Origin of the sequence: Nostoc sp. PCC 7524 (genome assembly GCF_000316645.1) — a bacterium.
Taxonomy (GTDB): Bacteria; Cyanobacteriota; Cyanobacteriia; order Cyanobacteriales; family Nostocaceae; genus Trichormus.
Window position 1 is genome coordinate 784232 of record NC_019684.1, and the last position, 13497, is coordinate 797728.

Genomic DNA, 13497 nt, shown 5'->3' on the forward strand with positions numbered 1-13497 from the left:
ACTCTATGATACAGGAGAATTTTTATCCAATCCCCAATCCCCAATCCCCAATCCCTACTGCATTCTATCTATCGTGCGATAATGAATTGCTTCCGCCACATGATGAGCTTGTAGTTCCTCATCACCTGCTAAATCGGCAATGGTACGGGCTACTTTGAGAATGCGATCGCTGGCTCTAGCAGATAAACCTAATTTTTTAATCGCTGTTTCTAATAAAGTGCGGCTAGCATCATCTAATTTACACCATATCTGCAAATGCCGACTTTGCATTTGGGCGTTGCAACGCAGATTTGACTCTCCTTGAAACCGGATAGTGGCGCGATCGCGTGCTTGTTGTACCCTTTCCCTAATTGAGAGTGATGCTTCTCCTAAAGGTTGTTGGGTAATTTCTTCTGGTTTCAAGCGATTTACTGCTACTTGCAAATCAATCCGATCCATTAACGGGCCAGAAAGCTTGGCCCAATATTGTTCTCGTTGCCTTGGGGAACAGCTACATTGTTGAATCGTATCGCCGTAGTAACCACAAGGACAGGGGTTGGTGCTAGCAACTAAAGTAAACTGTGCCGGAAATGTCACTGATTGTCTAGTGCGGGAAATAGTCACATAACCGTCTTCTAAAGGCTGACGCAGAAATTCCAACACATCTCGTTTAAACTCAGTTAACTCGTCCAGGAACAGTACACCGCGATGAGACAGAGAAATTTCCCCAGGACGAGGAAAACTACCACCACCCACCAAAGATGGCCCCGATGCTGAGTGATGGGGACTGCGGAAAGGGCGATCGCGTACTAAAGAACCACGGTTTTTCAGTAACCCAGCGACTGAGTGAATGCGAGTGACTTCCAGTGCCTCAGCGAAGCCCAGAGGTGGTAGTATCCCAGGTAAACGCCTTGCTAACATGGTTTTTCCGCTACCAGGAGGCCCGACAAAAATTAAGTTATGTCCACCAGCCGCCGCAATTTCTAAAGCACGACGGGCATGAGCCTGTCCTTTGACATCTTTTAAATCTGCACCAGGATAAGATGCTGGCAAAAACTCCTGTGATTCACTTAACTTCACAGGTTGGTACTTCCCTGGATTATTGAGTAAATCAACCACATCAGACACATTTTTGCAGCCATATACAGCCAACCCTTGTACTACTGCCGCCTCTTGAGCGTTATCAGCAGGCACAACTAAACCTGCAATTCCCATTTTCTCCGCAGTAGCAGCAATGGGTAAAACACCAGCCACCGGGCGCAAACTGCCATCTAGGGAGACTTCTCCTAAGAAAATATAATCTCCCAACAAATCAGGGCTAACTTGCTCAGAAGCAGCTAAAATCCCTACACTAATAGGCAAATCAAAACATGGGCCTTCCTTGCGTAAATCTGCTGGAGTCAGGTTAATCACGATTTTTCGCATGGGAAACGCGAAACCTGCATTTTTCAGCGTGGCTTTAACTCTCTCCTTGGATTCTTGCACAGCACTGTCTGGCAGCCCTAAAACCACAATTCCTGGTAAACCTCCTGACACATCTACCTCTACGCCGACTTTGACAGCATCGATGCCGACAATTGACGCACTCCAGACTCTTGCAAGCATTGGTTAAATATTTCTTCTATAAACAGTAAACCTTTAGAATCTCTAGCAGATGAGTAATTAGAAGCGCATGAGTGAAACCACAGAGACAATTTTCAGCAAAATCATCCGTCGGGAAATTCCAGCCAATATCGTTTATGAGGATGACTTAGCCCTGGCTTTCAAAGACATCCACCCCCAAGCACCTGTACATATTCTGGTGATTCCCAAACAGCCAATTCCCAAACTAGCTGATGCTACACCTGACGATGCAACTTTATTGGGTCATCTTTTGTTAACCGTCAAGCGTGTGGCTGAAGAAGCAGGACTCCAAGATGGCTATCGTGTTGTGATCAACACGGGTAATGATGGTGGTCAAACTGTTTACCACTTACATCTGCACATCTTGGGAGGACGACAGATGGCTTGGCCTCCTGGTTGATCAAACCCCACCAATCGCGTCTTTCGACGCGATTAATAAGTTAATTAAATAATTAATATAAGCAATACTTAATTTAACTGCATTTACAAAACTCAATCTTAATTTTAATGTAGTAAACAGGTAGGAAAAACTACTTACCTCAGTCATTAAAAATCGAAGCAATCATAAAAAAATGACCACAACCTTACAACAGCGCAAAAGCGCCAATGTATGGGAGCAGTTCTGCGAGTGGATCACCAGCACCGACAACCGGATTTACATCGGTTGGTTCGGCGTGTTAATGATCCCCACCCTGCTAGCTGCAACCACCTGCTTCATCATCGCCTTCATCGCTGCACCTCCAGTAGACATCGATGGTATCCGCGAACCCGTTGCAGGTTCCTTAATCTACGGAAACAACATCATCTCTGGTGCAGTTGTTCCTTCTTCTAACGCTATCGGTTTGCACTTCTACCCCATCTGGGAAGCAGCTTCCTTAGATGAGTGGTTGTACAACGGTGGTCCTTACCAATTGGTAATTTTCCACTTCTTGATCGGTTGCGCTTGCTACCTAGGTCGTCAGTGGGAATTGTCCTACCGCTTAGGTATGCGTCCTTGGATCTGCGTAGCATACTCTGCACCTTTGGCATCTGCTACAGCAGTATTCTTGATCTACCCCATCGGTCAAGGTTCCTTCTCTGACGGTATGCCCTTGGGTATCTCCGGCACCTTCAACTTCATGATCGTGTTCCAAGCAGAACACAACATCCTGATGCACCCCTTCCACATGTTAGGTGTGGCTGGTGTATTCGGCGGTAGCTTGTTCTCTGCAATGCACGGTTCCTTGGTAACTTCCTCCTTGGTGCGTGAAACCACCGAAACCGAATCTCAAAACTACGGTTACAAATTCGGTCAAGAAGAAGAAACCTACAACATCGTTGCAGCCCACGGCTACTTCGGTCGTTTGATCTTCCAATACGCATCTTTCAACAACAGCCGTTCCTTGCACTTCTTCTTGGCTGCATGGCCAGTAGTAGGCATCTGGTTCACCGCATTGGGCATCAGCACAATGGCGTTCAACTTGAACGGTTTCAACTTCAACCAATCCGTGATTGACTCCCAAGGTCGCGTTATCAACACCTGGGCTGATATCATCAACCGCGCTAACTTGGGTATGGAAGTAATGCACGAGCGTAACGCTCACAACTTCCCCTTAGACTTGGCTGCTGGTGAAGTTGCTCCTGTTGCTTTAACTGCACCTGCAATCAACGGCTAATCTTTAAGCTTTAGCTAATTAAAAAGCGTCTCTCTTCAAGAGGGGCGCTTTTTGCTTTGATCATCAAATCAGAGAATGTGTGAACCGAATCAACAAGAATATAGGTTTTGAACTATGGACTATTGACTGCCCAAATCAGAAAGTTATGATAATTGCTCATGTTTTGCTTTTATTTCATCTACCTAAAGTAATAAAGTTACTTTTATATCCCGTGATTTTACAGTTGCAATAGTATTCAATACTCCAATAGTATTTACCTCATCGTTTTTATTATTGCTACTATTGTGAAATCTATTCTAGAAACGTACCTAGACCAAGAAATCTGGATACTGATCCGAGATAAATGGTATTTCGCCAAAATTATTCGGGTTTGGGACGATTTGTTGTGGTTTAAACACAGAACTCACAACAAAGATACAGAGGAAGATACTTTGTGGGAAATGGTTGTCAAAATTAATGAAGTTGTTGCCATTGATAAAGTGATATCAGTTGTGAGTAGAAAACCTGATGTGTTTATGGCACGACTACAAGAAACTGATCAACCTACCAATAATCATCAACAAGAACATGAAAGTTGATATTCCCTAATATACCGCTCGCGGCGAGCGGTATATTAGAGGATAGTAAGAATTACTACTTGGTTTTTTTGTAGCTACAATACCTTTGCATGAATGAGGTGTTAGGTATTATAGAAACAATCTGAGTAGTTTTTTATTTAAGTCTTGCCTCTGCGTTTAAGTTTGTTACCTCCTCACCTTGATATTGCATAAACACTACGGGAACTCTCATCAGCTTTTGAGCGAGATGAGACAACCTAAATTTTTGCTGGAGCGATCGCGGCAATTCTTCAAAGGTTATTTGAACAAAGCCAAAGTGCCTGTAAAATTGTTTTAGACGTTCTCCAAGACATTCGAGATACAGAGGTTGCGTAGCTTGAGTGATCAGATGTTGTGTCAGTAAAGTAGCTAAACCTTGACCTCTCCAGATTGGTGCAACGACCAAACTACCCAGTTCTTGCGCTTCTGAGAATTGGCGTAATTGTCCGCAAGCTATAATCTTACCCGCAAATTCAATTACCCAAAATTGCTGCCAATGTAATTGAGTGGGATCAAGTATGGCTGAAAACACTAACCATCGAATTGAAGCTTTATCCCCAGATGTTGCCTTACGAAATGTACATCCAGGCGGTGATGATAAGTCTTTCTGTTTCATAGATTAATTGGAAAATGTGCAATTTATGCAGTAGTTTTTAGCTATAAAGCTTTTGTTTAGGGCATTTCTGAAAGCATATATGATTAAAACTAAACAATACTTCTGGTAGAGTAATTAATTAGCCATAACTAGATTTTAGATAGATAAAATCACAACTCCTATTTTTTACAATAGTGGCTGAATTAGATAAAGGAGTATAGTGATGTCTGAAGAGAAAAAACAAAAATCTAAAAATCAAGAGACTACACCTAGTGCTTCTGGTGGCTATCAAACTCCTATCCAAGAGGATATCCGCAAGACTGGTACTGCTGCTCAATCTGACGCAAGAGAATCTGCTACACCAGAAGCACCAGGAGAAGATGACGTAGCAGGTAGCCCTAATCAAGGTACTGAGTCACGTTAATAGTGCAAAAATATTGGCAGTCAAAAGAGTTAACCTGACTCTTTTTGTAGTTGACATGATGCAATAAATTCTGGTGGATAGGTGGAATCGATCACACTTATCCACATATTTTTTAGTTCATGTTCTAATATTTTAGATTTGTAAAAAGAGCATTCAGCAAAGGGTTAAATATTGATTCACTTATTGGCTACCCTCCTGCAAATATGCCATGAAGAAATTTACAGAAAGTGAAACACGACTTAGAGGCTACTGTGTACCTCATGTACTTAGGAACTACTGGAATTTTTATAAGTAACTTTAATTGAATTAAAGTGAGATATTTCCTATTCTCATAGAATGTATTTAATTTAACACTAATATCTAACATAGGATATATTGACAAATACAATAAATTTTCTATGAATAATTTTTTTAGCTATAACTTGCCTTGACAAGCAAAAACATGGCTGTTGAGTCATTTTCAGTAATTGTAAATAGCTAGCATTTCCAGTTAAAAGTCTTGTAATCTAAGATAAATCAGGGTTTTTGGGATGCAGCATTATAGATCAGTATTGTTTTATTTACCCGCAAATACCGCAGTGATTGCCAACAAAAAACTTATTATGGTTATCGTTTCTTTATCAAGACTTTACAAAGTTAACGTTAATTGAAAACAATAGGTAAAGATACTGCTTCTGTATAGCAGTGATTTTCATTAAGTGTTATATATTATCGAGAGGTTAATCGAGAAAAACTTCAGTAATTTCACTGGAATTTAAAATGGCAGCACAGCTAATATCATCTGATCATTCCAGGATAGTAGCCAGCAAAGAGCAAGTTTACTCCGAACTCCAAGGAGAAGCAGTGATTCTTGATACCAAGTCCGGCGTTTACTATGGGCTTAATCAGGTAGGGGCTAGCATCTGGAATATTATTCAATCTCCCAAAAGTTTGAAAGAAATTCATGAGGCATTGTTGGCGGAGTACGATGTTGAACCAGATGTGTGTGAGCGTGACCTGATGGTTCTAATTGAAGATTTAGCAGCTAAGGGGCTGATTGATATTACCAATGAAGCGTCTGCTTAAATTTTTACTCCTCAATCATAGCGATCGCCTACTGTTGATCAAAACGTTTTTCCTGTTGTGGTTTATCCATATAGGTTTGTGGTTATTGCCGTTTGGCCAGTTACAACAACTGTTGGCTCAACTGAGTCAACCCAATCCCAAAGTATCCCAAACCACTATCAGTAAAATTACCTGGGCTGTTGATGTCAGCACCAAGTTTGTACCAGGAGCCAAGTGTTTACCTCGTGCATTGACTTGTAAAGTTTTAATGACTAGGCGTGGTTACTCTGCGGAACTGCGAATTGGCGTTGCTAAGGATGAGGCAGGAAAATTACAAGCTCATGCTTGGATTGAAAATCAAGGAAAAGTTGTCATTGGTTATCTGACAAATCTCTCATCTTACACACCATTACCATCTTTACCAAGGAACGGACTATGAGTGGTATTGTCGGTATCTACCACCTAGATGGACAACCAGTAGATAGTAAACAATTGACACCCATGGTTGATGTTCTGGCGCATCGGGGGCCAGATGGATCAAATATATGGTGTTCTGAGTCTGTTGGCTTGGGACATCGAATGTTGTGGACTACTCCTGAATCTTTATTAGAAAAGCAACCCCTAGTTAATCAAATTGGTGATCTAGTTCTGATATCAGACCTACGCATAGACAATCGGGATGAATTAATCTCTGCGTTACAATTCGATGGCTGGGCATCAGAAAAAATTACAGATAGCCAATTAGTGTTGGCAGCTTACGAAAAATGGGGTGAACAATGCCCAGAAAAGTTACTAGGAGATTTTGCCTTTGCAATTTGGGATAACAGAAAGAAGGTATTATTTTGCGCCAGAGATCATTTTGGCATCAAGCCTCTATATTACTTTTACCGACCTGGTAAGCACTTTTACTTTGCTTCTGAGATTAAAGCCCTTTTGTGTTTACCACAAGTTCCCACAAGGCTCAACGAAGTAGCGATCGCCAATCACTTACACCCTTTTACCCAAGATAAATCTATTACTGCTTATCAAGAGATATTCCGATTACCACCCGGACACGCGATGACAGTTAGCTACAAAACAGGGTTAAAGACTAGCTCCTACTGGACTTTAGCAGTGGGTGATGAACTAAAGTTGAGTTCTGATGCAGAATACGCTGAAGCTTTTCGGGAAATCTTTACGGAAGCAGTACGTTGTCGTTTACGTAGCGCCTTCCCTGTAAGTTGCCATTTAAGTGGCGGACTAGATTCCTCATCAATTGCCTGTGTAGCACGGAATATATTACAGCAAGAAAAAGGTTCACAACTGCACACCTTATCTAATATTTTTGATGAAGTTCCTGAATGTGATGAGCGCCCCTATATTAATGCAGTTTTAGAACAGGGTGGTTTGATCCCTCATTATGTCAATGCAGATCAATCCGGCCCCATATCAGAGTGGCAGCAATATTTTCAATATATAGATGAACCATTAATTGGGCCTAGTCACTATTTAGTATGGGGTTTAAATCGTGCTACGCAACAAGCAAGTATACGAATTGCTTTAGATGGCTTTGATGGTGATACAACTGTGTCTCACGGTGCTGTATACTTTGCGGAGTTAGCACGTCAAGGTAAATGGGCTACCTTTTTAGTAGAAGCTCAAGCAGTCTCCCAGCATTTCAATACCTCAGTTGTGGCAATTTTGAGTGAATATGGCCTGACATATCTAGAAGAATTGGCAAAGCAGAGGAAATGGGTAAAGTTTATTCAAACTGCTAATCAAATTAGTAAATATTTTCGGGTTTCTCGTCAGAAATTATTTGTATCATACGGACTAAAAAATTTAGTACCGCGCTACATATTACAGATGTGGCGATCGCTGCGGGGTTACAATCACCATCAAAATTATCCCAATCCTTTGATCAATCCCAACTTGGCAATCAGGCTAGGTGTGAATCACTCTCACCAACCTCCAAACAATACCCAAATGCCAGCAGTGACAGTGAGAGAGGATCAATGGCAAAGCCTCACCTCACCCCTATTTACCACAGTTCTAGAACTTGTAGATCAATGCGCTTCAGCATTTTCGATGGAGTCACGTCATCCTTTTATGGATAAACGACTGATCGAATTTTGCCTATCTCTACCACCAGAGCAGAAGCTCAATCAGGGATGGTCTCGCATAGTTATGCGTAGAGCTATGGCAGATATTCTTCCTGAACAAGTGCAGTGGCGTGGTGGTAAAGCCGATATGACTGCAAATTTTCAACGTGGAGTCCGACATTTTGATCATCAACTCATGGATAAAGTGATTATGGATGATCCTAGTAGGATTCAAGAATTTGTGAATCTCAATTCACTACAGGAATTTTATAACCAGCTTATGTATAAAACAGAGGTGACAAATGAAGCCGCAATAATCCCCGTTTGGAAATCTGTCGTACTAGCTCTTTGGCTGAGTCATACCCAGATACAACCATAAGTCGGACTAGGGGCATTGCTGATTATGCCTGCTCCTACCTGGACTTAATTGGTTAATACCTAATAAATAGCTAAGTCCAACAATCAGTAAAACAAGCAACTTACAAAATAGGAAACTAAAAACATGAAAAAAGCTTATGCAGCTCCCCAACTAACAGTCCACGGTAATGTTGAAGATGTTACCAATGCTTTTGGTGCATCAGGCGCTAATGATACAATTCAGTTTAACGGTAACACTTTTCCTGGTTCTATCATTGGTGCTAGTGGTTCTCAAAACGGCACAATTAATCCTCAGTAAAAGTTATTGCAAACAACCTAGAAAAGTTAGGGTGCAGAAATATTCACCTGGCTTTTCTTTCCATATCTAACATACACAAGTTGTTCCCAAAGGAAACTAAAAACATGAAAAAAGCTTACATTGCTCCCAAATTGACAGTTCACGGTAGTGTTGAAGATGTTACCAATGCTTTTGGAACACCCGGCGCAAATGATACAGTGCAATTTGCCGGTCAAACTTTCCCTGGTGAGCTATTTGGTGCCAGTGGTTCTATAAACGGTAGTATCGACCCTGCATAATCTTTAGTTCTGATAACATAGCAAAGTTTTTGGGCGTAAAAGTAATTTTTTACTTTTACGCTTTATTAGAGATACAAAACCAATGTTTTTAAAGGCAGAGGAGCGCAGAGTCAAGCGCAAAGTGACGCAAAGGGTTGCCCAATTTTATTAGCGACGTAGCTAGTACCTCAGATGGACTATTAAAACTTGTGTAAGTCCTGATATTGCAAACTATGTTACACAAACATATTTTTTACACAAAGCCATTAATATTTAGATGTATATTTACACAGCCTATAACTTAGGAATTCATTCGGAATTACCTCTACCTGAGCTTATCCCTAGTGATCAACCAGCAGATGTTAATATCCGCTTTGGTAAGCTAACCAAACTACCGCACAAGCAAAGTAATGGTGGTGATTATATATTAGCTAAGGTAGCAGGATTAGGTATGGTGTTGGTGCAAGGGGGTAGAGAAATTATCCTTGATCCTGATCCAGATATTGATGAAGCAATGATTCGTACCTTTCTTTTGGGTGCGGTTATTTGCGTACTACTCCGCCAAAGAAGGTTATTCGTTCTTCATGCTAGTAGTGTGGTGATTAATGGTAATGCTGTGGCCTTTATGGGTGAATCCGGATGGGGTAAATCGACTCTAGCTGAATGTTTCCATGCTCATGGCTATAGCATTTTGACAGATGATGTTTTAGCAATTCAAGTAGACTCACAACAATCTTTAGTTATCCCTGGTTTTCCCCAAATTAAATTATGGCCAGATGCTGCTGCTTCTTTTGGTCATACTGGTGATAGCCTACCTCTACTGAACTCGCAGACAATCAAGCGTGTCCACAGACTGCAAGAAGGTTTCAGCCAAAAACCTGTACCTATTAGCAGAATTTATGTCTTAGCTGGTGGAACTCACCCAGAAATCGTGCCTTTAGAACCTAAGCAAAGCTTTGGGGAATTAGTGAAACATTCACGGGAAATGCAAGCACTAACTGCGCCAGAGTTCTTGAAAAACCATTTTATGCAATGTACTACCCTGGTTAAACAGGTTCCTATATTGAGTTTACGGCGGCAACGCTCGTTAGCAGCCCTGCCAGATTTAATTAAGTTAGTTGAAAATGATCTAGCTGAAAATCCCTCTCCAGTCAACATCACAGTTTGACAAGATTCTGTAGAGTCTGGAACAATAGGCTGGTCTAAGTTCTGACGAAGAAAAAAATTCGATTGCGATCGCACCTGTAACTATGCAACTAGGCAAAATATTTCAAGCCAAGCTACAAACAACATTACGCCTTTTGCCTGCATTGCGTCTAGTTTGGCAAAGTAGTCCTGGTTGGACGATCGCTCGTGTAGTCTTGTTATTGATTCAAGGCATACTACCAGTAGTATCAATTTATCTCACCAAACTGATCATCGACACAGTAGTTGCTAACCTCAGCATCACTGATAAAGCAGCTGCTTTTAGCTCCGTGATTCCTTGGATTTTACTAGCTGGTGCAGCCACTTTATTAAATAATGTTTGCAACTCTTTAACTGAATTAGTCATTACTGCCCATTCACAACGGGTAACTGACTATATGCAGGGGATCATTAACGCTAAATCCATTGCCTCTGACCTGGAATATTACGAAAACCCCCTATACTACGATACCCTACAACGAGCGCAACAAGAAGCTCCCTACCGACCACCGCAAATCCTCAACCGCTTGGCTCAGGTTGGTCAAAGTAGTGTTTCTTTAATCGCAATGGTGGGTTTATTACTGTCATTGCATTGGGGAATTCTTGGTGTATTATTCATAGCTGCGCTGCCGGCTCTGTTGGTACGGATCAAATTCAGTCGTGTGATGTATCGCTGGCAACGCCAATGGACACCATCAGAGAGAAAATCTATGTATTTGGCATGGATGCTGACATCGGATCAGTTTGCCAAAGAGATTCGTTTATTTGATATCGGTGGCTACTTCAGTCAATGGTATCAGCGTATTCGTCAGCAGCTATATAAGGAAAAATTAGCAGTTCTCACTAAACGCTCCTTAGCTAATTTTGCCGCCGAAGCGATCGCTGGTGTAATTATCTTTGCCATCTATGCTTTGATTATTTATCAAGCTATCAATGGAGTTCTCCGCCTAGGTGATTTAGTCCTCTATTACCAAGCTTTGCAGAAGGGGCAGAACGATATTAAAGCTTTATTAGGTAGTGTTTCGGCTCTCTACGAAGACAATCTTTTCCTCAGTAATCTCTATGAATTTCTGGATTTACAACCGAAATTAGTTGATCCTTTAGAGGCTCTACCCATTCCCCGACCGATGCAAAGCGGCATTGTATTTCACAACGTCAGTTTTCAATACTCTACCACTACCCGTCAAGCATTAAAGGATATTAATCTCAGGATTGGGCCAGGGGAGGTAGTAGCATTAGTAGGAGAAAATGGTTCGGGTAAAACTACCTTAATTAAACTTTTGTGTAGATTGTATGACCCCACAACCGGGAAAATTACTATTGATGGTGTTGATGTCAAACAATTTAAAATAGCAGAATTGCGGCGAGAAATTAGTGTTATTTTCCAAGACTACGCCAAGTATCACTTCACAGCCCAGGAAAATATTTGGTTAGCCAACATTGATTTACCACCACAACAGGAAAGCATTATTGCTGCTGCTCGTCGTTCTGGTGCAGATGATGTAATTACTAAGTTACCCAAAGGGTACGATACCATATTAGGTAAATTATTTGATCAAGGCGAAGAATTAAGTATCGGTCAATGGCAAAAAGTTGCTTTAGCGCGGGCATTTTTAAGAGATTCCCAATTAATTGTACTGGATGAACCGACCAGTGCAATGGACCCGAAAGCTGAGTATGAAGTGTTTGATAAATTCCGCCAACTCATCAAGGATCAATCTGCTATTTTAATCAGCCATCGCCTCTCTACAGTGAAGATGGCCGATCGCATTTATGTCATGAATAATGGCACCATTGTAGAGAGTGGAACCCATGATGAGTTGATGCAGATGAATGGGACTTATGCCTATTTGTTTGAAACTCAAGCTCAACAGTATCGGATATAGTACGAGTGCTGTTAGCGGAAGCACGGCGTTTAGGGACTTCCAGAGAAAAAAATATTCCAAATGTAGGGTGCGTCAGTATGAGTAATTTCTTGGTGTAGTTAGGTTTTCTGACACTGACGCACCCTACTAAACTGCGCCCCTGCTTCCCAATCCCCAATACCCAATCCCTCGTTTGTTGTTGCTAATCTACAACTTTGAGTAATCCTTTTTGTACACCATCAAATACTCGGCTAATTTGCTGCCTTTCCTTTTCATTTAAATCTTCTTTAGATAGCAGCGTAGACATCAGTAACTGCTGATCACGGCGCGTAATTCTGCCAATAGCAAATATGCGCTGCAATACTGTCTCTAAAGACAACGGAGTTAAGGTACTGATAGCTTGCATATTACTCACCAAAACTTTATGTATTTTTTAAAAGTAATTTTTAATAAAATAACAATTTTTTATAAAGTATGACATGAGTAGCCATACGGAATCACGTAGGCTTAATAGTTCTGGTCTTTCTGCCTCCTCTGATACTTACCTTTTAGGTAAAATAACTTGGCAGGTTAATAAGCAATAGGTCAAGGATTATGGCTCACGCTCAGATTGGCATCATTGGTGGTAGCGGACTCTACAAGATGGATGCCTTGAAAGATGTGGAAGAGGTGCAAATTCAGACACCCTTTGGTTCGCCTTCTGATGCGTTAATTTTGGGAACTTTAGAGGAAACAAGAGTAGCTTTTTTAGCACGTCATGGTCGTAATCATACGTTATTACCTTCAGAGTTACCCTTCCGTGCCAATATCTACGCCATGAAACAACTAGGTGTAGAGTATTTAATCTCAGCCAGTGCGGTAGGTTCCTTGAAAGCAGAAGCCAAACCACTGGATATGGTAGTACCAGATCAATTTATAGATAGAACCAAAAATCGGGTTTCCACATTTTTTGGTGAGGGGATTGTGGCACATATTGCTTTCGGTGATCCGATTTGTAAAAACTTGGCGGGAGTGTTAGCTGAGGCGATCGCATCTTTAAATTTACCAGATGTCACTCTACATCGTGGTGGTACTTATGTGTGCATGGAAGGACCAGCATTTTCCACCAAAGCCGAATCCAACCTTTACCGCAGTTGGGGTGCAACCATCATTGGTATGACCAATTTACCAGAAGCCAAACTAGCCAGAGAAGCCGAAATAGCTTATGCAACCTTAGCACTGGTGACAGATTACGATTGTTGGCATCCAGAACATGATAGCGTCACAGTGGACATGGTAATTGCGAATTTACAACGCAATGCTGTTAACGCCCAAAAAGTAATTCAAGAAACCGTGCGCCGCCTGAGTAAAAACCCCCCAACCAGCGATGCACATTCAGCTTTAAAGTACGCCATCTTAACTAACTTAGCCAACGCCCCAGCAGCCACAAAAGAAAAATTACAGCTATTGTTGCAAAAGTATCTCTAGAAACCTCCCCACCCCTCTGCGTAAACCTCCGCGCTCCTCCGCGTTAAAAA

Annotated in this window: 15 protein-coding genes; 12 read left to right on the forward strand and 3 right to left on the reverse strand. The window is 41.5% G+C overall.

Annotated elements, in window-relative coordinates:
* Positions 1-54 precede the first annotated feature (54 nt).
* Complete coding sequence (locus NOS7524_RS03275) at positions 55-1584, reverse strand: YifB family Mg chelatase-like AAA ATPase (RefSeq protein WP_015137042.1); 1530 nt, start codon at positions 1582-1584, stop codon at positions 55-57.
* Positions 1585-1651: 67 nt separating this feature from the next.
* Here NOS7524_RS03275 and NOS7524_RS03280 point away from each other — a divergent pair, with 67 nt between their 5' ends.
* The 3 genes from NOS7524_RS03280 to NOS7524_RS03290 all read left to right on the forward strand — a co-directional run bounded on the left by NOS7524_RS03280 (position 1652) and on the right by NOS7524_RS03290 (position 3835).
* Positions 1652-2002 carry a histidine triad nucleotide-binding protein gene (locus NOS7524_RS03280; RefSeq protein WP_015137043.1) on the forward strand — a complete coding sequence of 117 codons (351 nt, stop codon included), beginning with the start codon at positions 1652-1654 and terminating at the stop codon, positions 2000-2002.
* 172 nt (positions 2003-2174) lie between these two features.
* Positions 2175-3257, forward strand: a complete 1083-nt coding sequence (psbA, locus tag NOS7524_RS03285; protein WP_015137045.1) for a photosystem II q(b) protein — start codon at positions 2175-2177, stop codon at positions 3255-3257.
* A gap of 284 nt (positions 3258-3541) precedes the next feature.
* Positions 3542-3835: a DUF6679 family protein gene (locus tag NOS7524_RS03290; protein WP_015137046.1), complete on the forward strand. Its 294-nt coding sequence runs from the start codon at positions 3542-3544 to the stop codon at positions 3833-3835.
* A 133-nt stretch (positions 3836-3968) separates the two neighbouring features.
* Here the strand turns inward: NOS7524_RS03290 and NOS7524_RS03295 are convergent, their stop codons facing one another.
* Positions 3969-4469 carry a GNAT family N-acetyltransferase gene (locus NOS7524_RS03295; RefSeq protein ID WP_015137047.1) on the reverse strand — a complete coding sequence of 167 codons (501 nt, stop codon included), beginning with the start codon at positions 4467-4469 and terminating at the stop codon, positions 3969-3971.
* Between the two features lie 202 nt (positions 4470-4671).
* Between NOS7524_RS03295 and NOS7524_RS03300 the strand changes: the two genes are divergently transcribed.
* The 8 genes from NOS7524_RS03300 (at position 4672) to NOS7524_RS03335 (ending at position 12001) form a co-directional block, all read left to right on the forward strand.
* Positions 4672-4872: a hypothetical protein gene (locus tag NOS7524_RS03300; RefSeq protein ID WP_015137048.1), complete on the forward strand. Its 201-nt coding sequence runs from the start codon at positions 4672-4674 to the stop codon at positions 4870-4872.
* A gap of 759 nt (positions 4873-5631) precedes the next feature.
* Positions 5632-5937 (forward strand): PqqD family peptide modification chaperone, encoded by a 306-nt coding sequence (locus tag NOS7524_RS03305; RefSeq protein WP_015137049.1) that lies wholly within the window; start codon positions 5632-5634, stop codon positions 5935-5937.
* Positions 5921-6355, forward strand: a complete 435-nt coding sequence (locus tag NOS7524_RS03310) for a lasso peptide biosynthesis B2 protein (protein ID WP_015137050.1) — start codon at positions 5921-5923, stop codon at positions 6353-6355. Before NOS7524_RS03305 ends, NOS7524_RS03310 begins: the two co-directional genes overlap by 17 nt.
* Entirely contained in the window at positions 6352-8376 is a 2025-nt protein-coding gene (locus NOS7524_RS03315; RefSeq protein WP_015137051.1) for a lasso peptide isopeptide bond-forming cyclase, read from the forward strand. The genes NOS7524_RS03310 and NOS7524_RS03315 overlap by 4 nt, the downstream gene beginning before the upstream one ends.
* 123 nt (positions 8377-8499) lie before the next feature.
* Complete coding sequence (locus tag NOS7524_RS29195; RefSeq protein WP_015137052.1) at positions 8500-8673, forward strand: lasso peptide; 174 nt, start codon at positions 8500-8502, stop codon at positions 8671-8673.
* Between the two features lie 104 nt (positions 8674-8777).
* Positions 8778-8951: a lasso peptide gene (locus NOS7524_RS29200; protein ID WP_015137053.1), complete on the forward strand. Its 174-nt coding sequence runs from the start codon at positions 8778-8780 to the stop codon at positions 8949-8951.
* Positions 8952-9207: 256 nt separating this feature from the next.
* On the forward strand, positions 9208-10098 hold the full coding sequence (locus tag NOS7524_RS03330; protein ID WP_015137054.1) for a hypothetical protein: 891 nt from the start codon (positions 9208-9210) through the stop codon (positions 10096-10098).
* Between the two features lie 82 nt (positions 10099-10180).
* Positions 10181-12001, forward strand: coding sequence for an ABC transporter ATP-binding protein (locus NOS7524_RS03335; RefSeq protein ID WP_015137055.1), 1821 nt, complete (start codon positions 10181-10183; stop codon positions 11999-12001).
* Between the two features lie 181 nt (positions 12002-12182).
* On the opposite strand, the gene NOS7524_RS03340 is transcribed toward NOS7524_RS03335, so the two are convergent.
* Complete coding sequence (locus NOS7524_RS03340) at positions 12183-12386, reverse strand: hypothetical protein (protein WP_015137056.1); 204 nt, start codon at positions 12384-12386, stop codon at positions 12183-12185.
* A 188-nt stretch (positions 12387-12574) separates the two neighbouring features.
* Here NOS7524_RS03340 and NOS7524_RS03345 point away from each other — a divergent pair, with 188 nt between their 5' ends.
* A complete protein-coding gene (locus NOS7524_RS03345; protein ID WP_015137057.1) occupies positions 12575-13447 on the forward strand; it encodes an S-methyl-5'-thioadenosine phosphorylase in 873 nt (290 codons plus the stop codon).
* Positions 13448-13497: the final 50 nt, after the last annotated feature.